The organism is Antarcticirhabdus aurantiaca, from assembly GCF_009765365.1.
Classification (GTDB): Bacteria; Pseudomonadota; Alphaproteobacteria; order Rhizobiales; family Rhizobiaceae; genus Antarcticirhabdus; species Antarcticirhabdus aurantiaca.
On the sequence record NZ_VTOM01000030.1, the window covers coordinates 35,144 to 56,055 of the forward strand.

The window sequence follows — 20,912 nt, forward strand, 5'->3', positions numbered from 1 at the left end:
GGGGCCTGAGCCGGCGCCCATCACGTCCGACGGCAGGTAGAAGGATCCTCGATGCTCGACGTGAAACGACTGGAGATCCCCGAGGTTCTGGAGCTGACGCCGCGGCGCTTCGGCGACGATCGCGGCTTCTTCGCCGAAACGTTCAACCGCGAGCGGATGGCGAAGGCGGGGATCGCGATCGACTGGGTGCAGGACAACCAGTCCTTCTCGGCGGAAGCCTTCACGCTGCGCGGCCTCCACTACCAGGAGCCGCCCTTCGCGCAGGCCAAGCTGGTGCGGGTGCTGTCGGGGCGCATCCTCGACGTCGCGGTGGACATGCGGCGCGGCTCGCCCACCTTCGGGCGCTTCGCGAGCCTGGAACTCTCGGCCGATCGCTTCAACCAGATCCTCGTGCCGGTCGGCTTCGCGCACGGCTTCCTGACGCTGGAGCCGAAGACGGTCGTCTTCTACAAGGTCTCCGCGCCCTATTCCGGCGCACATGACCGCTCGATCCGCTTCGACGATCCCGCGCTTCGTATCCCCTGGCCGCTGGAGGGGCACCAGCCCGTGCTCTCGGCCAAGGACACGGATGCGCCGAGCCTCGCGGAAGCCGATCCGCCCTTTATCTATTCGGGAGCCGCCTCGTGAAAATCCTCGTAACGGGCGGCGCCGGCTTCATCGGCTCGGCCGTCTGCCGCCACCTGATCGGCGAGACGGACCATTCCGTCGTCAACCTGGACAAGCTGACCTACGCGGCGAGCCTGACCTCGCTCGCCGCCATCGAGGCCGATCCGCGCTACCGCTTCGTGAAGGGCGACATCTGCGATCGCGCCATGGTGCGGGCGCTCCTCGACGCGGAAGCGCCCGACGTCGTCATGCATCTTGCCGCCGAGAGCCACGTCGACCGCTCGATCGACGGACCGGGCGCGTTCATCCAGACCAACATCGTCGGCACCTACGAGCTTTTGGAGGCCGTGCGCGGCTACTGGTCGAGCTTGCCCGCGGGCCGGCGCGAGGCCTTTCGCTTCCACCACGTCTCGACCGACGAGGTCTATGGCGACCTGCCGCTGGAGGGCGGGCTCTTCACGGAGGACACGCCATACGCGCCTTCCTCGCCTTATTCCGCGTCCAAGGCGGCCTCCGACCACCTCGTCATGGCCTGGCACCACACCTACGGCCTGCCGGTGGTGCTTTCCAACTGCTCCAACAATTACGGCCCCTACCACTTTCCCGAAAAGCTCATCCCCCTGATGATCCTCAACGGGCTGGAGAGGAAGCCGCTGCCGGTCTACGGGCGCGGCGAGAACGTGCGCGACTGGCTCTATGTCGACGACCATGCCCGCGCGCTGGAACTCGTCGCGACGCGAGGTGAGCCGGGGCGCTCCTACAACATCGGCGGGCGCAACGAGCGCTCGAACCTGGCCGTCGTCGAGGCGATCTGCGACGCGCTCGACCGCTTCGCGCCGGGGGAGGGCGGCGGCTCGCGGCGCGCGCTGATCTCGTTCGTCACCGACCGGCCGGGGCACGACCTGCGCTACGCGATCGATGCCGGCCGCATCGAGACCGAGCTCGGCTGGCGGGCGCGCGAAACCTTCGAGACGGGGCTGGAGAAGACGGTGCGCTGGTACCTCGACAACGAAGCCTGGTGGCGGCCGATCCGGGCCGAGCGCTATGCCGGCACGCGCCTCGGCGCGTCGAGCGCGAAGGTCTGACAGGCCATGCGGCTTCTCGTGACGGGACGCAGCGGACAGGTCGCCCAGTCGCTCGCCGAAGCGGCCGGGGGCGACATCTCGGTGGTCGCGCTCGGGCGGCCCGAGCTGGACATCACCGACCGGGACAGCGTCGCGCGGACGATTGCGGCGCATCGGCCGGACCTCGTCGTCTCGGCCGGCGCCTACACGGCGGTGGACAAGGCCGAGAGCGAGCCGGAAGCGGCCTTCGCGGCGAACCGCGACGGGGCGGGCAACGTCGCTGCGGCCGCGGCAGAGGCAGGCCTGCCGGTGATCCACCTCTCCACCGACTACGTGTTCTCCGGCGATGCGGCGGGGGCATACCGCGAGGACGATCCGACCGGTCCGCAGGGCGTCTACGGGCGCTCCAAGCTGGAGGGCGAGGCGGCGGTGCTCGCCGCCAACCCGCAAGCGGCCGTCTTCCGCACGGCCTGGGTCTACAGCCCCTTCGGACACAACTTCGCCCGCACCATGCTGCGCCTCGCGGCCGAGCGCGACGTGCTGCGGGTCGTTGCCGACCAGCGGGGCACGCCGACCTACGCGCCCGACATCGCGGCCGGCATCTTCGCCGCGGCGCGGCTGATCCTGGCGAACCCCGGCGATAAGCGCTTGGCCGGCGTCTTCCATCTCGTGGCCGAAGGCGAGACGGACTGGGCGGGCTTTGCCGAGGAGATCCTGCGCCAGTCGGCGCTGCGCGGCGGACCCTCGGCCCGCGTCGAGCGGATCGCGACGAGCGACTATCCGACGCCGGCCAAGCGCCCGGCCAACTCGCGGCTCGACACGCAGAAGTTCCGGGACACCTTCGGCCACGTTCCGCCGGACTGGCGGAACGGCGCGTCGCGCTGCCTCGACCGGCTGGTCGGGCCGACCGCCTGAACCGAGCGGCCGGCCCGCGGCCGATCAGGCCGAGCGGCGCTGCTCGGCCGCCCGCCCGTCGGCAAGAAGCGACTGCGCCTCCGCGTCCGAGAGCGCCGCCGGGCGCTCGCAGGTCGATTCGATCGCCACCGTCCGCTCTTCCTGCGCCGAGCACAGGATCGCCAGCATCACCTCCAGCGTGTGGAAGGCCCAGTCGCCGTTCACCCGCGCCTGACGGCCGTTCTCGATGGCGTTCGCCATCTCGGCGAGGCCGAGGCCGCGGAAGTTGGCGTGAACCGGCTTGTCGAAGGGATAGGTCGGCTTGCCGAAGAAGCGGCCGGACGTGTCCGTCGCCTCCCAGGCATCCCGGTCCTTCGCCAGCTCGATCCGGCCGCCGAAGAAGTTGGGGTCCGGCACGCGCAGCGAGGCCGAGACGCCGTGCAGCTCGATCGGCAAGTGGGCGTGCTTCCACACGTCCCAGCTGGCGAGAAGCGTCACCTGCGCGCCGCCCGCGAAGGTCAGGACGGCATGCACCGTCGTCGGCACCTCCACGGCGATGCGCTGGCCGACGTTCGGGCCGGGCGCGGTGACGGTGCGCTCGGGGAGGCCGACGCGCGCGGCCGCCGTGACCTTGGCGACCGGGCCGAGAAGGGTGACGAGGGCGCCGACATAATAGGGGCCCATGTCGAGGACCGGACCGCCGCCGGGGCGGAAGTAGAAGGCGGGGGCGGGGTGCCAGTGCTCCATGCCGCGCGACATGATGGTGGCGACGCCCGAGACGACCTCCCCGACCGTGCCGTCGTCCACCATGCGCCGGCAGGTCTGGAGGCCGGGGCCGAGGATCGTGTCCGGGGCCGAGCCGACCTGGAGGCCGCGTCCCCGCGCCGTCTCGACGATGCGCCGCCCGTCCTCCAGCGAGGTCGCGAGCGGCTTCTCGCCGTAGACGTGCTTGCCGCTGTCGAGCGCCTTGAGGGCGACGGCGGCGTGGGCGTCGGGATTGGTGAGGTTGAGGACGATGTCGACCTCGGGCGAGGCGTAGAGCTCGTCGAGGGACAGCGCCTGGAGGCCGTACTCCGTCGCCCGCTGCTCCGCCGCATCGCGGCGCATGTCGGCGCAGGCGGTGAAGCGAATGTCGCGGAACAGCGCGGCGTTGCGCAGATAGATGTCGGAGATGACGCCGCAGCCGACGAGACCGATGCGCTGGACCATGGTTCAGGCTCCCTTGGAATAGGTCTGCATCGCCGCGATCGTGGTGCGGGCGAAGCGCTCGAAATCGGACGGGTTGTCGTGCTCGGCGACCATGAGGTCGGCGCCCGCCTGGCGGCCGGCGGCAAACAGCGCCGCCCAGTCCATGGTACCCTCGCCGACGTCGGCCCAGCCGTCCTCGTCGCTCTTCGTGCCGGCCGGCGCGATGTCCTTGACGTGGAGGGCCGAGACGCGGCCGGAATAACGCTTCAACCAGGCGGCGGGATCGGCGTTGCCGCGTACCACCCAGGCGAGATCCGCTTCCCACTCGACGGCGGGATCGGCGTCGAGGATGAATTCGAGCGGGCAGCGCCCGTCGGCGCCCGGCACGGCATGCAGCTCGAAGTCGTGATTGTGCCAGGCGCAGCGCAGCCCTTCCGCCTTGACGCGCCGGGCCGCCGCCGCGACGCGATTGCCGACGGCTTCCCAGCCGGCCACGTCGTTCGGCCGGTCGGCCGGCATCAGGTAGGGGATGACCAGGATCTCGCTGCCGAGGGTGCGGGCGATTCCGATCGCGCGCTCGAACTCGGTTTCCAGGAGGTCGAGACTGTAATGGCCGCTGCGCGCCGTGAGGTCGTTGGCCTCGAGCCCGGCCTTCAGCCCCTCGACGTCGTCGTAGAGGCCGCGGAACGGCTCGACGTCGGTGTAGCCGAGCGCGGCGAGGCTCTTCAGCCGATCGCCTAGGGGCGGGAAGTTGCGGGCGGAATAGAGCTGCATGGAAAGGGTGGTCATGCGAAGGCCTCGTGGGGTGATAAGGGATCGGGACGGGGCGCTCACGGCGACGCCGCGCCCCCTTCTCCCGTTCACGGGAGAAGGTGCCCCGAAGGGGCGGATGAGGGGGTGGTCCGCTGCCGCGATCCCTGGAAAAACCCTCACCCCCCGCCTTCGGCGGGACCCTCTCCCGTGAACGGGAGAGGGGGAGGGCGCCTCCTTCGAGATCGCCGCGGCTTCGGTGTTGCTACAGCCGCTCGCCGTCCTCGCCGAAGAGCGAGGCCTTGGCGGGATCCACGGCGAAGCGGATCTCGTCGCCGGGGCGGACTGTCGCCTCGCCGTCCGTGCGGATGGCGAGGGGCTGGCCGCCGAGGCTCGTCCAGACCAGCGTGTCGGCGCCCATCGGCTCGACCACCTCGACGCGCCCGATCAGCGCCACCGTGCCGGGCGCGGCCTCTCCGAGGCGGATATGCTCGGGCCGGATGCCGAGGCTGGCCGGTCCCGACGTGCCGGGGGCGGCGAAGTCGTAGCGCTCCAGGGAGATGGTCTCGCCGCCGGCGCGAAAGGCGCCGTTCTCGACGCGGCCCTCCAGGAAGTTCATCGCGGGCGAGCCGATGAAGCCGGCGACGAAGCGGTTGACCGGGCGGCGGTAGACCTCGCCGGGCGGCCCGAGCTGCTGGATGATCCCGCCCTTCATGACGGCGATGCGGTCGGCGAGCGTCAGCGCCTCGATCTGGTCGTGGGTCACGTAGATCATGGTGTTGCCGAGCTCCTGGTGGAGCCGCTTGATCTCGACGCGCAGCTCCGCCCGGAGCTTCGCGTCGAGGTTCGACAAGGGCTCGTCGAACAGGAAGACGTCGACCTCGCGCACCAGCGCCCGGCCGATGGCGACGCGCTGGCGCTGGCCGCCGGACAATTCGGCCGGCCGGCGCTTCAGGAGCGGCTCCAGCTGCAGCATCTTGGCGGCCTTGGCGACGCGGGCCGCGATCTCGGCCTTGGGCGTGCGACCCATCTTGAGGCCGAAGGACAGGTTGTCCTCGACGCTCATCCGGGGATAGAGCGCGTAGGACTGGAACACCATGCCGATGCCGCGGTCCTTGGGCTCGGCCCAGGTGACGTTCTTGCCCGAGATCCAGATCTCGCCGTCCGAAATGTCGAGGAGGCCGGCGATGGCGTTGAGGAGGGTGGACTTGCCGCAGCCCGACGGCCCGAGAAGAACGAGGAACTCGCCCTGCCGGACCTCGAGGTCGAGGTCGTCCAGCGCCTTGTGCGCGCCGTAGCGGATGTCGAGGTCCCGGATGGACACGCTCGCAGGCCTCGAGCCGGGAGCAGGACCTTCTGGGTCGGTCCGCCGGGTCCTGTACCCGCCGGACGTCGTTGCCGGTACTCGCCCATGCTCTGCATGGGCTGTGCCCGGCGCCTCGCCGGCAGCCACAATCCCTCGGCGGCCCTCCGCCAGAAGGTCCTGCTCCCGGCTCTTGATCTCGGACATCATCATCCCTTGACGCTCCCGGCTGCGATGCCGCGCACGAACCAGCGGCCCGACAGGAAGTAGACGGCAAGCGGCACGAGGGCCGTGAGGATCGTGGCCGCCATGTTGACGTTGTAGAGCTTCTCGCCCTGGGCCGAGTTGACGATGTTGTTGAGCTGCACCGTCATCGGCAGGTTCTCGCGGCCCGCGAAGACGAGGCCGAGAATGAAGTCGTTCCAGATGCCCGTGACCTGGAGGATCGCCGCGACGATCAGGATCGGCGTCGACATGGGCAGAAGAACGTGGACGAAGATCTGCCAGAAGCCGCCGCCGTCGACGCGCGCCGCCTTGAAGAGCTCGGGCGGCAGGCTGGAATAGAAGTTGCGGAAGAGCAGCGTCATGATCGGCAGGCCGAAGATGACGTGGACGAGGACGATGCCCGGCAGCGTGCCGTAGAGGCCGACCATCGAGAACATCCGCACCAGGGGATAGATGAAGACCTGGTAGGGGATGAAGGCGCCGAGCAGGAGTACGGCGAAGAGGAGGTTGGCGCCCCGGATCTTCCACAGCGAGAGCGCGTAGCCGGTGACGGCGCCGAGCCCGATCGACAGGACGAGGCTGGGCAGGAGGATCTTCACCGAGTTCAGGAAGCCGACCTGGATCCCCGAGCAGTCGAGGCCGGTGCAGGCCGTCGACCAGGCGGCGACCCAGGCGTCGAGGGTCGGGGCGGCGGGAAAGGCGAAGATCTCGGCGAGCCGGATCTCGTCCATGGTCTTCAAGGAGGTGACGACCATGATGTAGAGCGGCAGGAGAAAGAACGCCGCCGAGAGCGCCAGGAAGGCGTAGAGCCCAACCCGGCCGGCCGTCAGCTTCCTCGGGCGCCGGCCGCGATGGGCGGCCGCCCGGTCGAGGGTGGCCGGGGCGAGGGTCTGCGTCACGGTGCTCATGCGGCGCTCCCTTTCGCCTTGCGGAAGTATTCGCTGTAGAGCCAGGGCGCGAGGACGCAGAGCACCGTCACCAGCATGACCGTCGAGGCGCTGGCGGCGAGCCCGATGTTCTGGCGCTCGAAGAGGTAGTCCATCACGAACTTGGCGGGCACCGCGGTCGCCGTGCCGGGGCCGCCGTTGGTCAGCGCCACGACGAGGTCGTAGACCTTCACCACCGCGATCGACAGGAGCACGACGGAGGTGACGATCATGGGTTTGAGGAGTGGCAGGACGATCGAGACGTAGACCCGCCATGTCGGGATGCCGTCGACGCGCGCCGCCTTCCACAGCTCCTCGTCGACGCCGCGCAGGCCCGCCAGCATCAGAGCCATCACGAGGCCGGCCGACTGCCAGACGCCGGCGATGACCACGGCGTAGATCGCCATGTCGCGCCGGACCACCCAGTCGAAGCGGAAGCTCGTCCAGCCGAGCGCCTGGATGCTTTCCTGGATGCCGAGCGTCGGATTCATCATCCACTGCCAGACGAGGCCGGTGACGATGAAGGACAGCGCGTGGGGATACAGGAAGATGGTGCGCAGACTGTCCTCGGCGCGCACCCGCTGGTCGATCGCGACCGCGAGAAGGAAGCCGAGGACGAGGCAGATGCCGATGAACAGGACGCCGAACAGCGCCAGGTTCTGCACCGCCAGGAGCCAGCGCGGATCGCCGAACAAGCGCTCGTACTGCGCCGAGCCGGCGAAGCTGTTGACGGGAAGGAGCCTGGAGCTCGTGAACGAGATCCAGATCGTCCAGAGCATCGTCCCGACATAGGCGAGAAGGACGATGAGGATGCTCGGGGTGAGCGCCACGACCGGTGCGGCCGAGCGCCGGATGCGGGTCGCCATGGGCGGCCTCCCTGCGCTGACGGTGCCTGAAAGGAATGGGGCCGCCGCGATGCGGGCGGCCCCGGCGGGCGATCAGTCGGCCGCGCTCATCACGTCGGCGAAGTTCGCCGCGAAGTCCTCCGGCGTCGCCGAGGCGTCGTTGAAGTAGGAGGTGATCGTGTCCTGGAGGGCGCCGACCGTGTCGGCCGACACCAGGAAGTTGACGGACGGCACTTGGTTCGCCTCGTCCTTCACCAGCGCCGCGCCTTCCTGGGCGCAGGCGTCCATCGACGAGGTGTCGACGTCGGTGCGCACCGGGATCGAGCCCTTCACCTTGTTGAAGGCGATCTGGACTTCCGGGTCGAGCATGGTCTTGGCGAGCAGCGCCTGCCCTTGCGTCGGCGCGTCGCCGAGCTTGGGGAAGACGAAGACGTCGCCGCCCATGACGTAGCCGTTGTTGCCCGGAACCAGCGCGCAGCCCGCCTGTTCGCCCGGCGTCATGCCGGCGGCGATGAAGTCGCCCTTGGCCCAGTCGCCCATGATCTGGACGCCGGCCTTGCCGGTGATCACCATGGCGGTCGCGTCGTTCCAGTTGCGGCCCGGCGCGCCTGCATCGACGTAGTCGCGCATGCGGTGGAAGGTTTCCGCCACCCGCTTGAAGTCGTCGGACTGGATCGCCTCGGCGTCCTTGTCGCGATACACTTTGAAGAACAGCTCCTTGCCGCCCTGGCCGAGGAGCACGGCGTCGAAGACGAGCGCTTCCTGCCAGGGCTGGCCGCCCCAGGCGATCGGCGTGAGGCCGGCCGCCTTCAGCTTGTCCATGGCGGCGAAGAATTCGTCGAAGGTCTTGGGCGCCTCGGCGATGCCGGCGTTCTTGAAGGCTTCGGCGTTGAAGAACATCCAGTTCTGGCCGTGGATGTTGACGGGAACGGCGTAGAACTTGCCGTCGCGCGAGGCCGCCTCGACGATCGGGCCGGGAATGGCGTCCGACCACTTGTTCTCGCTCGCTACGGCGTCGAGGTCGATCAGGAGGCCCTGGCCGACGAGGTCGTCGAACTGGCGGCCGGTGTTGAACTGCGAGGATGTCGGCGGATTGCCGCCGACGATGCGGTTGATGGCGGCGGCGCGCAGGTTCTGGCCGCCGGCCACCGCGCTGTCGACCCAGGTGCCGCCGGCCTTGGTGTAGGCGTCGGCGAAGACCTTGACCGCCGCGGCCTCGCCGCCGGAGGTCCACCAGTGCATGACTTCGGCCCGCAGCGGCTCCTGCGCGCCGGCGCCGGACACGAAGGCGCACGTCATCGCGGCGCCGGCAAGGGCGCTCCGCATCAGCTTCAACATGTGATCTCCTCCCAGAGATGGCTCGATCAACTGATGTAATCGATTACAAATACGATCCTAATCGACACTGAAATCGATTACAAGTATGGGATACCAGAATTCGATCGTGCGGAGCAGCATGGACTTGGTTCGCGGCAAGCAGAACGGCGCGGCGCGCGGCGCGCGCATCGGCGACGTGGCGCGGGAGGCGGGGGTCTCCACCGCGACGGTCAGCCGCGCCCTCGCTCATCCCGCCCAGGTGAGCAAGGAGCTGCGCGAGCGCGTCGGCGCGGCCGTGGCCAAGCTCGGCTACACGCCGAATGCGGCGGCGCGCCAGCTGCGGGTCAAGCGCAGCCGCACGGTTCTCGTGGTCACGCGCCGACGCTGGAGCGCGCCCTTCTTCGCCGAGGTGCTGCGCGGTCTCGACGCCGAGTTGTCGGCGGCCGGCTACGCCATGGTTCTCGCCAATTTCGACGGCGACGGCGGCAATCGCAGCCGGCAGCTCGTCGATATGATGTTCTCCGGCACTATCGAGGGCGCGGTGATGCTGTCGGGCATCGTCGTGGCCGCGGAGGGGCGCACCATGCTCGATGCCGGCCTGCCGCTGGTTTCGCTCTGCGCGGCGGCGGAGGGCACGCACACCGTCCTGACGAACGAGGCCGAGTGCATCGTCGAGGGCGCGCGGCGGCTGGCCGCGCTCGGGCATACCGACTTCCTCTACCTCGCGGGTCCGCCGAGCAACTACAACGAACGGGTCCGCTGGGCGGCGCTGTCCGCCTTCTTCGCGGAGCCGCGCCAAGCCGGCCTGCGGCTGCGCCGCGCGGAAAGCGGCGACTTCTCGACGGATGGCGGGCTCTTGACCGCGCAAGCCTTTCTCGGCCTGTCGCCGCGCCCGACGGCGGTGATCGCCTCGGCCGACGAGATCGCCATCGGCTTCATGAAGGCGGTACGCGCCGCCGGGATCGGCGTGCCGTCCGACGTGTCGGTTCTCGGCTTCGACGGCATCGAGTTCGCCGATTTCTGCGAGCCGGTCCTGTCGACCATCCGCCAGCCGCGCGAGGCGCTCGGGCGGTTGGGCGCGCGCGTCCTGATCGAGGCGATCGAGGCCCCGAGCCTGCCGCCGCTCAGCCACCACGTCCTGCCGAGCCGGCTCGACTTCCGCGCTTCGACAGGGCCGGCCCCTGCGGGCGCCGCCGCGCCCAGGCCTCAGGCCGCGCCCGCGCCGAAGCGGAAGAGCGCGCGGGCGCGCGTTCCGGCTCCGGCGGAGGGGCGCTGAGGCCGGAGGCTCAGTTCCGCGTCAGCGTGCGCCGCACGGCGTCGGACCAGAGGGTCAGGCGGCGGCCGCGCTCGACGGCCGGCATCGCCGGCTCGAAGCGGGACTCGCGCCGCCAGCTGCCGGCGAAGCCCTCCTGGTCCGGCCAGACGCCCGCCTTGTGACCGGCGAGCCAGGCGGCGCCGAGCGCCGTCGTTTCCAGCACCACCGGCCGGTCGACCGGCGCGTCCAGGAGGTCGGCGAGGCGCTGCATGGTCCAGTCGCTCGCCACCATGCCGCCGTCGACGCGCAGGACCGTCGGCTCGCCACCCTCCCAGTCGCGGTTCATCGCCGACAGGAGGTCGTGGGTCTGGAAGCAGACGGCCTCGAGCGCGGCGCGCGCCATCTCCTTCGGACCGGTGCGGCGGGTGAGGCCGAAGATCGCGCCGCGCGCGTCCGGATCCCACCAGGGCGCGCCGAGGCCGGTGAAGGCGGGCACCATGACGACGTCCTGCGCCTCGTCGGCCTCGGCCGCGAGCGGCCCCGTCTCGTCGGCGCGCGACACGAGGCCGAGCCCGTCGCGCAGCCACTGCACCGCGGCGCCGGCGACGAAGATCGAGCCTTCCAGCGCGTAGGTCGTCTTGCCCGACAGGCGGTAGGCGAGGGTGGTCAGGAGGCGCGAGCGGGAGGCGACGCGCGTCTCCCCCGTGTTGATGAGCGCGAAGCAGCCGGTCCCATAGGTCGACTTCACCATGCCCGGCCGGAAGCAGGCCTGGCCGATGACGGCGGCGTGCTGGTCGCCGGCGACGCCGAGGATCGGGATCGCCGCGCCGAACAGCGACGGATCGGTCGTGCCGAAGTCGGCATCGCAGTCGCGCACCTCCGGCAGGACCGCCATGGGCACTTTGATAAGCCGGCATAATTCATCGTCCCAGGCGCCCGTTCCGATGTCGTAAAGCTGGGTGCGCGCCGCGTTCGTCGCGTCGCAGGCGTGGACGCGCCCGCCGGTCAGGCGCCAGAGAAGAAAGGAGTCGATCGTGCCGAAGGCGAGACGTCCCGCCTCGGCTCGGGCGCGCGCGCCCTCCACGTGATCGAGGATCCAGGCGACCTTGGTGCCGGAAAAATAGGGATCGACGAGGAGGCCGGTCTTCTCGATCAGGAGCGCCTCCAGCCCGTCGTCGAGGAGGCGGCGGCAGGTCTCGGCCGTGCGCCGGTCCTGCCAGACGACGGCGTTGTGGATCGGCTTGCCCGTGTCGCGGTCCCAGACGACCGCCGTCTCGCGCTGGTTGGTGATGCCGATCGCCGCGACGTCCGAGGCCGAGATCAGCGCCTCGGCGAGCGCGGTGCGCACCGTCTGGACCGTGGAGGTCCAGATCTCCTCGGGATCGTGCTCCACCCAGCCCGAGCGCGGGAAGTGCTGCTGGAACTCCTGCTGCCCGACGCCGCGCACGCGATAGGTCTCGTCGAAGACGATCGCCCGCGTCGATGTCGTGCCCTGGTCGATCGCGACGATGAAGCCGGCCATGTCGATCTGTCTCCTCCCACCGGCCGCGCGGCGCGCGGCCCGCCCTGAAACCATAGGCGCGCTCGGGCGTCGCTTTCCAGCACCGGCCGCCGCGCCGAGGCGGCGTCCCGTCGGGATGATTTCGCTTTTTCGCGAAAAAGAAAAGAGGCGAAAGAGAAGCGAAGGGGCGGAGGGTATTAAGCCGCGCTTCGCGCCTCCCCGGCCGCCTCGCCCTTCGCCTCGATCAGGCGCACGCCGGCCTCGCGGCAGGCCTCGCGGATCGGCTCGGGCGCACGATCGGTGACGAAGCTGTGGACCTGCGCGAGCCGGGCGATGCGCACGGGCGCCGAGCGGTCGAACTTCGAGGCGTCGGCGGCGAGCACCACGTGGCGGGCGTTCTCGATGATCGCCTGGGCGACGCGGACCTCGCGATAGTCGTAGTCGAGGAGCGAGCCGTCGGCGTCGATGGCCGAGGCGCCGATCACGGCGAAGTCGACCTTGAACTGGCGGATGAAGTCCACCGCCGCCTCGCCGACGATCCCCCCGTCCGCACGGCGCACGACGCCGCCGGCGATCACCACCTCGATCTCCGGGTAAGGGCGCAGCAGCGAGGCGACGTTGATGTTGTTGGTGATGACCATGAGGCCCGAGCGGCGCAGGAGCGCCTGCGCGACGGCCTCGGTGGTCGTGCCGATGTTCACGAAGAGCGAGGCGCCGTCCGGGATGAGGTCGGCGACCGCCCGGCCGATCGCGGCCTTGGCCTCCGCCGCGATGAGGCGGCGCGCGTCGTAGCCGACGTTCTCCGCGCCCGAGCCGAGAACCGCGCCGCCGTGGGTGCGGGACAGGAGGCGCGCCGCGCACAGGTCGTTGAGATCCTTGCGGATGGTCTGGAGCGAGACCCCGTGCTCCTCGGCGAGGTCCTCCACGGCCACGCGACCGAGGCGCCGGGCGGTTTCGAGGATGACGCGCTGGCGCTCCGACAGCATGGCTCGATGTCTTTCTCTTCGGCTTCGCGCCCGCAGGGTGGCGAAGCCGGCTGCCAAGGGCAAGGGGTTGATCGACGGCCACCGCGCCTCGGTGCCGCATCCCGGAAAGATGGGATTGCGGGCGATCGCCGTCCGGCCGAAGGGATCCGTCGCCCCGCAAGGATCTCCGCATGGCCCGTCGCGCTTCCTCCCCCGCTTCCGCTCCCGCTCCCGTCCGCTTGCGCCGTCCGGCCGCCCTCGGCCTCGCGCTCGCCCTCCTCCTGCCGCTCGCCGGCTGCCTGGGGGGCGGGATCGGGGGCGTCGGGGCGGCGGACGAGGCGGAGGCGATCGCCCGCGTCAACGCCTTCCGCGCCGAGAACGGCCTGCCGCCGGTGCGCCGCAGCCCCGCCTTGAGCCGGGCGGCCGCCGATCATTCGCGCCGCATGGCCGCGGCCGGCACGGTCAGCCACATGCTGGGCGGGCCCCTGACGGCGCGCATCCGCGCGGCGGGGGTGACGCATTGGTGGGGCGCGGCGGAGAACCTCGCCATGGGGCAGCCGACCTATGGCGCGGCGGTGACGAGCTGGATGCGCTCGCCCGGCCACCGCCGCAACCTCCTCGATCCCGTGGTCACCGAGGCGGGCATGGCCGCTTCGCCGGCGCCGGGCGGGGGCGGGCGGCCCTATTGGACGATGATCCTCGCCGCCCCGCGGTAGGATCGACAGCCGGCTTCGGAACGCTCCTGCGCGACGCGCGGTTGTCGGCTGAGACAACCAAGGAGTTTCGATCGATGCCGATCGTGAAGACCAAGGACGACATCGCCCTCCACGTGAAGGACATGGGAACCGGGCGCCCGGTGGTGCTGATCCACGGATGGCCGCTGACGGGCGACATGTTCGAGTACCAGACGCTCGCCCTTCTCGAGGCCGGCTATCGGGTGATCACCTACGACCGGCGCGGCTTCGGCCAGTCCGGCCACCCGGCGGAGGGCTACGACTACGACACCTTCGCCGACGACCTGAAGGCCGTGCTGGACGGCACCGGGGTCGAGGGCGCGACGCTCGTCGGCTTCTCGATGGGCGGCGGCGAGATCGCCCGCTATCTCGGCCGCCACGGCACCGCGCGCGTTTCCAAGGTGGCGCTGATCGGCGCCGTGGTGCCCTACCTCCTCAAGGACGAGAGCAATCCGGACGGCGTCGACGCCTCCGTCTTCGAGGGCATGAAGGCTGAGATCCGCAAGGACCGCTTCCACTTCCTCGGCTCCTTCGCCAAGCAGTTCTACGGCGTTGGCCTCGTATCGAGCCCGGTCAGCCGCGAGCTTCTCGACTGGACGTTCATCCTGGCCGTCATGGCGAGCCCGCTCGCGATGATCCGCTGCGTCGACGCCTTCGGCCGGACCGACTTTCGCCCGGACCTCAAGGCCTTCACCGTGCCGACCCTGATCATCCATGGCACGGCCGACCGGACGGTTCCGATCGCGACCTCCGGCGCCGCCGCCGCCAAGGCCATCCCGCACGCCGAATACATCGAGTACGAGGGCGAGCCGCACGGCCTCTTCGCCACCGCCCCCGACCGGCTGAATGCCGACCTCCTGCGCTTCATCGGCTGAGCCTTCGGCCTCCTTCGGACGACGGCGCGGGCATCCGTCCGCGCCGCCCCCTGACCGATTGATGGCGGGGCCGCGGCGCTCGAAGCGTCGCAAGCAGCACAAGTCCTTCACCTCAGACAATGTCGGCGGCTCGACTGCGTGATCAGATCGATCCGGAAAGCGCGACGACGTTTCGGGAGGAGGTGGGATGATCATTCCGATACGGGTTCTGGTCTGTGGCGGGGAGCGCTCGACGGATCGCGAGGCCGTGTTCGCCGCCCTCGACGGGATCGCCCGCGATTACGCCGCGCGCGTTCTTCCCTCCGTCGGCGCCATCCACCTGACGATCATCCACGCCGCGCGCCGGACCGGCGTCGATCCCTTCGCCGACGAATGGGCGGACCTTCGAAAGGTGTCGGTGTGCGAGTTTCCGTCAAGTTGGCGCAGCAGCTTCGCGCAGCGGAACCAGCAGATGATCGCGGAGGGAGAGCCCGACGTCGTTCTCGCCTTTCCCGGCGATCGTAACGCCCTCGACATGGTGGCGCGCGCCCGCCGAAACGGCGTCCGCGTTGTCTTCGCGAGCTGGCCGCGCCGGCATGCCCCGCGCGCGCGCCTCGCGAGGGAACGCGACTAGAAGTGCAGAAGCACTATGTCGACTGATGCACTGAGATCCATTTCCTCGAACAAAATCAGCCAGCTATGCGTGAAGGGCAACACCCGTCAGTTGCAACGCGGTCGGACGGAGGATAGAAGCGGCCTCCGATCTCGACCGTCCTGTCGGCGCAGATCGCGAGCAGCTTTCCCGCGGCGCGCAGAGCCATGGCCGCCGATCATTCGCTCGACCGCGAGGCGCGAGGCTGTCCGGTCATCGGCGATCGAAGACGCGATGCCGGGGCGCAGGTTTTGCTCGCACCGATCGAGAATTCAGTTCTCACTCCCTCCTTATCTTTGATGTGCCCCAACGGCGTGCCGTAGATAATCGCCGGCATCATTTGCCGTGCAATAAACTATCTTGAGGTTATATGTGGCTCATTTGCGATTTAGTTGATTTTGCTTAATCAGACATGTTGACTTTGCGGAGGTCTGGAGGCTTCATCGTCAATGTCGAAGTTCGGCGATCCGACGGGGCCTGACGGCCCGGCATCGCGGCAAGCGATGTCGGGCGCGGCGGCGATCAGGGACGGTCGGCCGGGAACTGGACGACATCGGGCGGGCGCGGTTGCGCGCCGCGGCGATCGTGGTGCGAGAAGGAGGGGTTGGCGCTGCAGGGCGAATGCAGTGGCGGGGTATGCCGAGGCTGCGCCCCGGGCTTCAAACGAACGGTGATCTCGCAAATGGAACGGGCGCCGCGCGACGGACTCGCGGACCGGATCCCGTGCGGGATCCTTTATCCGCCAAAGGATCGACTTGCATGCTGATCTCAAGCATACCGTTCATCAGCCGGATTCGACAGCACGTGTCGGGGGCGAATGCGGGGCTCGAAGCGTTGGATCGCTTGGCCGTACGCAGCAGTTGGACGCCGAAAGGCGGCGAAATCGCGATGTCCGGCGCGACGGGCCGGCAGATCGTATCAGTGGGCGCCGGCATCGCCATGCGCTATCGGCTGCTGCCGGACGGCGGCCGCCAGATCATCATGTTCCTGTTTCCCGGGGACGCCTGCAACGTCAACCTCTACAGCCCGAGCCCCTTCGACGACTCCCTCGCCGCCGTGACGGCGGTGCGGATCGACCGGATCAACCACGACTCCATGCTCGACGTGCTGCGGGTGGAGCCGGCCGTGAATGCCGGCCTCTGGGCGATGGCGGACGAGCAGAGCGCCATCATCCGCAACCAGGTCACCAGCCTCGGGCGGTGCGACACGCGGGTCCGCATCGCGGCGCTGCTCTGCGACCTCGTCAAGCGCTTCGCCGCCGGCATGGGCGCTTCCGCCGCCCTCGCTTTGCCGATCACGCAGTCGCTTCTCGCCGACGCGGTGGGCGTCACCCACATCCACTTCAACCGGGTCGTCGGCGAGTTCGGGAAGATGGGTCTCGTCGAGACCCGGCGCGGCACGCTCTTCATCCGGGACGTTTCCGGATTGGAGGACATCGCCAAGCCGCTGAGGTCCTCGACCTACTGGCACTGACCGCGACGCTCGCGGCGCTCCATAGCACAAAGCATCGCGCCACCGGAGCACAAGTTCCGGTGGCGCGATGCTTTGTGCCTCCACCTCGGATGTCGACATTCATTTGACGGGAGTTGGTTGATAATTTGTGATCATTATCTTGATGCAGATTAAAGAAAGAATTTCGCACTGCGGTACTCTGCGGCAATCGATCAACCGACGGGGTGCATTCCATGAAAATCTCGATCTTCGGGGCAGGCTACGTCGGAGCGGTATCCGCGAGCTGCCTTGCCCATGACGGGCATCAGGTGATCGCCGTCGATCCCGACCCGAACAAGATCGCGCCGCTCCTCCAGGGTCACTCGCCGATCGTCGAGCCCGGCCTCGACACGCTCATCAAGGAGGGTGTCGTCAGCGGGCGCTTGTCGGCCACCTCCGATGCCGAGGACGCGATCCTGTCGACCGACCTGTCGCTGATCTGCGTGGGCACCCCCTCGCAGGCCGACGGCAGCCTTTCGACCCAGTACCTGGAAAAGGTCGCGCTGGAGATCGGCGCGGCGCTGAAGAAGAAGCAGAGCTTCCACTCCGTCGTCGTGCGCTCGACCTGCCTGCCCGGCACCACGGAGGAGGTCATCGTGCCGGCGCTGGAGAAAGCATCGGGCATGAAGGCCGGCGAGGGCTTCGGCATCGCCTACTTCCCCGAATTCCTGCGCGAAAGCACGGCGATCCGCGATTACCACGATCCCGGCGTCATCGTCTTCGGCGTGCGCGACGAGATCACGCTGGGGCGCCTCCGGTCGATGCACGAGCACTTCGACCGGCCGAAGTTCACCGTCGACATCCGCACCGCCGAGGGCGTGAAGTATACCAACAACGCCTGGCACGCCGTGAAGATCTCCTTCTCCAACGAGATCGGCAACATTCTGTCCAAGGCCGGGATCGACAGCCACGTCGCGCTCGACATCCTGTGCGCCGACGACCGGCTGAACATCTCGCGGGCCTATCTCAAGCCCGGCTTCGCCTTCGGCGGTTCGTGCCTGCCCAAGGACCTTCGCGCCATCATCTCGATGTCGCGCCGCCAGGGAACGCCCGTGCCGCTCCTGGAAGCCACGCTCTCCGCCAACGAGGCGCAGATCAACCGCGCCTATTCCATGATCGCTGCCCACGGCCAGCGGCGGATCGGCTTCATCGGCCTGTCCTTCAAGCCGGACACGGACGACCTGCGCGAGAGCCCGCTCGTCGAGCTCGCCGAGCGCCTCTACGGCCGCGGCTACCAGATCAAGATCTACGACCCCAACATCCGTTTGAACCGCCTGACCGGCGCCAACGCCAATTTCGTGCGCTCGCGCCTGCCCCATCTCGCCGACCTCCTGAAGGACGACATCGAGACGGTGATCGACGATTCCGACGTCATCGTCGTCGGCAACGGCGCCGAGATGAACGGCTCGATCAAGCGCGTCCCCGCGGGCACGCCGATCATCGACCTCGTGCGGCTCGACCGGGCGCGGCGCTCGGAGGGGAACTATCATGGCATCTGCTGGTGACTTCTCGGAACGTCCGGTCGCTCACCTGCTCTTCATCCTGGGCGTCGCCGTTCTGGCGACGTCCCTTCCCAAGCAGGCCTACGCGATCATCGATTCCAAGACCGGCCTCGCGATCGGCCTCATCGGTGCGTGGCGCTACGGCTGGGGGCTCCTTCATTTCGGGCGCAGCGTCCTTTATCGCAGCTTCGCCTTCCCGCGCATGAAGCGCCGCGCGGCCCGGGCGGTCGCCGACCGTCCGCCGCCGCCGGCCTATTTCCTCGTCACCTCGTTCCGCATCCCGACCGCCACGACGGTCGAGGTCTACCGGGCCGCGATCCGGGCCGCGCTCGCCGCGCCCGCCCGGACCACGATCGTCGCCTCGATCGTGGAAATGTCCGACCAGCGCCTCATCCGGCGCTTGTTCGACGCCATGGTGAAGCCCGGCGACGCGGTGGACCTCGTCTTCGTGCGCATCGACGGGACGGGCAAGCGCGACGCGCTCGCCTTCGGCTTCCGCGCCATCTCGCGCCTCATGCCGCCGCCCGACGCCATGGTGGCGGTGATCGACGGCGACAGCATCGTGCCCGACGACCTCGTCGCGCGCTGCTACCCCTTCTTCCACGATCCCAAGGTGGGCGCGCTCACCACAGACGAGACGGCGCGCGTCAACGGCTCGAAGCTCTTCAAGCAGTGGTATTCGCTGCGCTTCGCCCAGCGCCACATCCTGATGTCCTCCATGGGCCTGTCGCGCCGCGTTCTGACGCTGACGGGCCGCATGTCGATGTTTCGCGCCTCGATCGTCTGCGAGCCGAACTTCGTGCGCCAGGTCGAGGTCGACTTCATCGACCATCCCCGCTTCGGCCGCTTCAAGTTCCTGACCGGCGACGACAAGTCCTCGTGGTTCTTTCTGCTGCGCAGCGGCTACGAGATGCTCTACCTGCCGGACGTCAAGGTCGTGACCATCGAGGATCCGCCGACCGACAGCTTCTTCGGCTCGGCCGCCATGCTGATGGTGCGCTGGTACGGCAACATGCTGCGCACCAACGGCCGCGCGCTGGCGCTGGGTCCCCGCCGCATCGGCGCCTTTACCTGGTGGGCGATCCTCGACCAGCGCGTGTCGATGTGGACCTGCCTCGTCGGCTTCACCTCGGCGATCCTGGCGACGCTCTTCGTCTCGCCCTTCACCATCCTGGTCTACGCGATCTGGATCCTCGCCTCGCGCTACGCGCTGACGCTGCTGCTCCTGTCGTCGCGGCCGCGGGTGTCGATCACCTATCCGTTCCTTCTCTACTTCAATCAGATCTACGGCTCCCTGATGAAGACCTACATCTTCTTCCGGATGGACCGTCAGAAGTGGACCCGGCAGAAGACGACGCTGAAGAAGAAGACCGGCTCCTCGCCGCTCGCCGCCGCCAGGACGGTCGAAACCGTCGCCTTCCATTCGGCCAGCGTCCTCGCCCTCGTCGCCCTTTGTTCCTGGATGATCGGCATCACCAGGTTCGTCCCTTGAGCCTCCTTCAGGCCGTTTTTCGATAGGAGCCGCCGCCGTGGCATCGATCCGCTATGAAGCCGAGACGCAGCGCCAGCACCCGCGCTACCGCCTTCCCATGCAGGCCTACGTGGGAGGCCGCGCCTACGAGGTCCTGGACTGGTCGCTCGGCGGTTTCGCCCTGAAGGCCGGATCCGAGTTCCGGCCGGGCGAGCGCGTCCTCGCGGAGCTGCGCGTGCCGCTCGGCGGCTACGACCTCGGCATCTCGGTCCAGGCCGAGGCGCGCTACGTGGCGCCGGACGGCACGCGGGCGGGCTTCGCCTTCGTCGACATCAACGAGCGCCAGGCGAGCCTCCTGCGCTACGTCGCGGACGCGATCCTGACCGGCGAGATCGTCGAGGTCGGCGAGGTGCTGGACGTCGCCGGGCGAACCGGCTCGGGCCGCTCGCGCAACCCGCCCGCGGCCGAGGTGCCCGGCTTCATGGGGCGGATGGCCGGCCTCGGTCGCCGCCTCGCGACCGCCACGGCGGTCATGGCGATCATCGGGGCGCTCGGCGCCTTTCTCTGGGCTAACGTCTACGACGAGCTCTACGTCGTGCGGGCGCAGACCGCGAGCGTCGCCGCCAAGACCGTCAACCTCGCCTCGCCCGCGATCGGCCGGATCGGCTTCGTCAACACGAAGAGCCAGGTCGCGCTCGGCGAGCCGATCCTCACCGTCAACCCGCCGGTCGGCAACCCGATCGTGATCCAGTCGCCCTGCGACTGCCTCCAGGTCGACCAGCGCTTCTCCAACGGCGACTTCGTCAAGACCGGCGACACGGTGCTCCAGCTGATGCGCCGGGACGCGCCGGTGATCGTCTCGGCCCTCGTGCCGCCCGACCAGCTGATGAGCCTCTACAGCGTCAGCAAGGCGACCATCGTCTACGCCGACGGCAGCCGCGTCGACGACGCCGACATCCTGTGGCGGCCGGGGCAGGGGGGCGACGAGACCCTGCCGCGCGACCCCTTGACCGTGGTGCTCGATCCCGAGCGCGCTTTGTCCTCCTCGATGGTCGGCCAGCCGGTGGAAGTGACCTTCGATCTCTTCACCGACTCCACCCTCGGCCGCGTGGTGCATTCGGTGCTGCGGCCGAGCACCGTCGCGGCCGCCGACCGGCCGGACGGCATCAGGGGAACCTCGGACCGGCTCCGGGCCGACTGAGGCCGGCCGGCGCATGACCCGACCTCACGGGTCGGTTCACGCGGTGCCGGAGGACGTATCTGCGCCGCGCGATCGCCCGCCGCGCGGCAACGACCAAGACGGGCCGCTCCAAACGCGCGGCGGCGTGACGCCGAGCCGCAATCGACCGGCCGGCCCGTCCGGGCCGCC

The 20,912-nt window shown here is 69.2% G+C and carries 19 protein-coding genes; 11 read left to right on the forward strand and 8 right to left on the reverse strand.

Going from position 1 to position 20,912, the window contains the following annotated elements; translation table 11 throughout:
- Positions 1 to 51: 51 nt before the first annotated feature.
- Genes rfbC through rfbD form a run of 3 tightly spaced genes read left to right on the forward strand, consistent with a single transcriptional unit; the run spans position 52 to position 2,585 of the window.
- Positions 52 to 627 carry a dTDP-4-dehydrorhamnose 3,5-epimerase gene (gene rfbC, locus FZN60_RS25615; RefSeq protein ID WP_158876672.1) on the forward strand — a complete coding sequence of 192 codons (576 nt, stop codon included), beginning with the start codon at positions 52 to 54 and terminating at the stop codon, positions 625 to 627.
- Positions 624 to 1,691, forward strand: coding sequence for a dTDP-glucose 4,6-dehydratase (gene rfbB / locus FZN60_RS25620; RefSeq protein ID WP_158876674.1), 1,068 nt, complete (start codon positions 624 to 626; stop codon positions 1,689 to 1,691). Before rfbC ends, rfbB begins: the two co-directional genes overlap by 4 nt.
- 6 nt (positions 1,692 to 1,697) lie before the next feature.
- Entirely contained in the window at positions 1,698 to 2,585 is an 888-nt protein-coding gene (gene rfbD / locus FZN60_RS25625) for a dTDP-4-dehydrorhamnose reductase (RefSeq protein WP_158876677.1), read from the forward strand.
- 24 nt (positions 2,586 to 2,609) lie between these two features.
- Here the strand turns inward: rfbD and FZN60_RS25630 are convergent, their stop codons facing one another.
- From FZN60_RS25630 to FZN60_RS25655, 6 genes are all read right to left on the reverse strand, one after another.
- Complete coding sequence (locus FZN60_RS25630) at positions 2,610 to 3,773, reverse strand: Gfo/Idh/MocA family protein (RefSeq protein ID WP_158876680.1); 1,164 nt, start codon at positions 3,771 to 3,773, stop codon at positions 2,610 to 2,612.
- A gap of 3 nt (positions 3,774 to 3,776) precedes the next feature.
- The gene (locus tag FZN60_RS25635) at positions 3,777 to 4,541 is read right to left on the reverse strand and encodes a sugar phosphate isomerase/epimerase family protein (RefSeq protein WP_158876683.1); all 765 of its coding nucleotides are present in this window, start codon (positions 4,539 to 4,541) and stop codon (positions 3,777 to 3,779) included.
- A 226-nt stretch (positions 4,542 to 4,767) separates the two neighbouring features.
- The gene (locus tag FZN60_RS25640; protein ID WP_246727199.1) at positions 4,768 to 5,826 is read right to left on the reverse strand and encodes an ABC transporter ATP-binding protein; all 1,059 of its coding nucleotides are present in this window, start codon (positions 5,824 to 5,826) and stop codon (positions 4,768 to 4,770) included.
- 188 nt (positions 5,827 to 6,014) lie between these two features.
- Positions 6,015 to 6,938: a carbohydrate ABC transporter permease gene (locus FZN60_RS25645; RefSeq protein WP_158876686.1), complete on the reverse strand. Its 924-nt coding sequence runs from the start codon at positions 6,936 to 6,938 to the stop codon at positions 6,015 to 6,017.
- On the reverse strand, positions 6,935 to 7,822 hold the full coding sequence (locus tag FZN60_RS25650; protein ID WP_158876689.1) for a carbohydrate ABC transporter permease: 888 nt from the start codon (positions 7,820 to 7,822) through the stop codon (positions 6,935 to 6,937). The genes FZN60_RS25645 and FZN60_RS25650 overlap by 4 nt, the downstream gene beginning before the upstream one ends.
- A gap of 72 nt (positions 7,823 to 7,894) precedes the next feature.
- Complete coding sequence (locus tag FZN60_RS25655) at positions 7,895 to 9,139, reverse strand: ABC transporter substrate-binding protein (protein WP_246727201.1); 1,245 nt, start codon at positions 9,137 to 9,139, stop codon at positions 7,895 to 7,897.
- A 118-nt stretch (positions 9,140 to 9,257) separates the two neighbouring features.
- Here FZN60_RS25655 and FZN60_RS25660 point away from each other — a divergent pair, with 118 nt between their 5' ends.
- Positions 9,258 to 10,394 (forward strand): LacI family DNA-binding transcriptional regulator, encoded by a 1,137-nt coding sequence (locus FZN60_RS25660; protein ID WP_158876692.1) that lies wholly within the window; start codon positions 9,258 to 9,260, stop codon positions 10,392 to 10,394.
- 10 nt (positions 10,395 to 10,404) lie between these two features.
- On the opposite strand, the gene glpK is transcribed toward FZN60_RS25660, so the two are convergent.
- Together glpK and FZN60_RS25670 are read right to left on the reverse strand one after the other, a co-directional pair.
- The gene (gene glpK, locus FZN60_RS25665; RefSeq protein WP_158876695.1) at positions 10,405 to 11,895 is read right to left on the reverse strand and encodes a glycerol kinase GlpK; all 1,491 of its coding nucleotides are present in this window, start codon (positions 11,893 to 11,895) and stop codon (positions 10,405 to 10,407) included.
- A gap of 176 nt (positions 11,896 to 12,071) precedes the next feature.
- Positions 12,072 to 12,860, reverse strand: a complete 789-nt coding sequence (locus FZN60_RS25670; protein ID WP_158876698.1) for a DeoR/GlpR family DNA-binding transcription regulator — start codon at positions 12,858 to 12,860, stop codon at positions 12,072 to 12,074.
- A gap of 170 nt (positions 12,861 to 13,030) precedes the next feature.
- On the opposite strand from FZN60_RS25670, the gene FZN60_RS25675 reads away from it, so the two are divergent.
- The 7 genes from FZN60_RS25675 to FZN60_RS25705 all read left to right on the forward strand — a co-directional run bounded on the left by FZN60_RS25675 (position 13,031) and on the right by FZN60_RS25705 (position 20,744).
- The gene (locus FZN60_RS25675; RefSeq protein ID WP_158876700.1) at positions 13,031 to 13,555 is read left to right on the forward strand and encodes a CAP domain-containing protein; all 525 of its coding nucleotides are present in this window, start codon (positions 13,031 to 13,033) and stop codon (positions 13,553 to 13,555) included.
- A gap of 74 nt (positions 13,556 to 13,629) precedes the next feature.
- Positions 13,630 to 14,448: an alpha/beta fold hydrolase gene (locus FZN60_RS25680; RefSeq protein ID WP_158876703.1), complete on the forward strand. Its 819-nt coding sequence runs from the start codon at positions 13,630 to 13,632 to the stop codon at positions 14,446 to 14,448.
- 187 nt (positions 14,449 to 14,635) lie between these two features.
- A complete protein-coding gene (locus FZN60_RS25685; RefSeq protein ID WP_158876706.1) occupies positions 14,636 to 15,061 on the forward strand; it encodes an SLOG family protein in 426 nt (141 codons plus the stop codon).
- A gap of 906 nt (positions 15,062 to 15,967) precedes the next feature.
- Positions 15,968 to 16,552, forward strand: a complete 585-nt coding sequence (locus FZN60_RS25690) for a Crp/Fnr family transcriptional regulator (protein ID WP_158876708.1) — start codon at positions 15,968 to 15,970, stop codon at positions 16,550 to 16,552.
- A 212-nt stretch (positions 16,553 to 16,764) separates the two neighbouring features.
- Positions 16,765 to 18,075, forward strand: a complete 1,311-nt coding sequence (locus tag FZN60_RS25695) for a UDP-glucose dehydrogenase family protein (RefSeq protein WP_158876710.1) — start codon at positions 16,765 to 16,767, stop codon at positions 18,073 to 18,075.
- Positions 18,059 to 19,564 carry a glycosyltransferase gene (locus tag FZN60_RS25700; protein WP_158876712.1) on the forward strand — a complete coding sequence of 502 codons (1,506 nt, stop codon included), beginning with the start codon at positions 18,059 to 18,061 and terminating at the stop codon, positions 19,562 to 19,564. The genes FZN60_RS25695 and FZN60_RS25700 overlap by 17 nt, the downstream gene beginning before the upstream one ends.
- Positions 19,565 to 19,601: 37 nt before the next feature.
- Complete coding sequence (locus tag FZN60_RS25705; RefSeq protein ID WP_158876714.1) at positions 19,602 to 20,744, forward strand: PilZ domain-containing protein; 1,143 nt, start codon at positions 19,602 to 19,604, stop codon at positions 20,742 to 20,744.
- Positions 20,745 to 20,912: the final 168 nt, after the last annotated feature.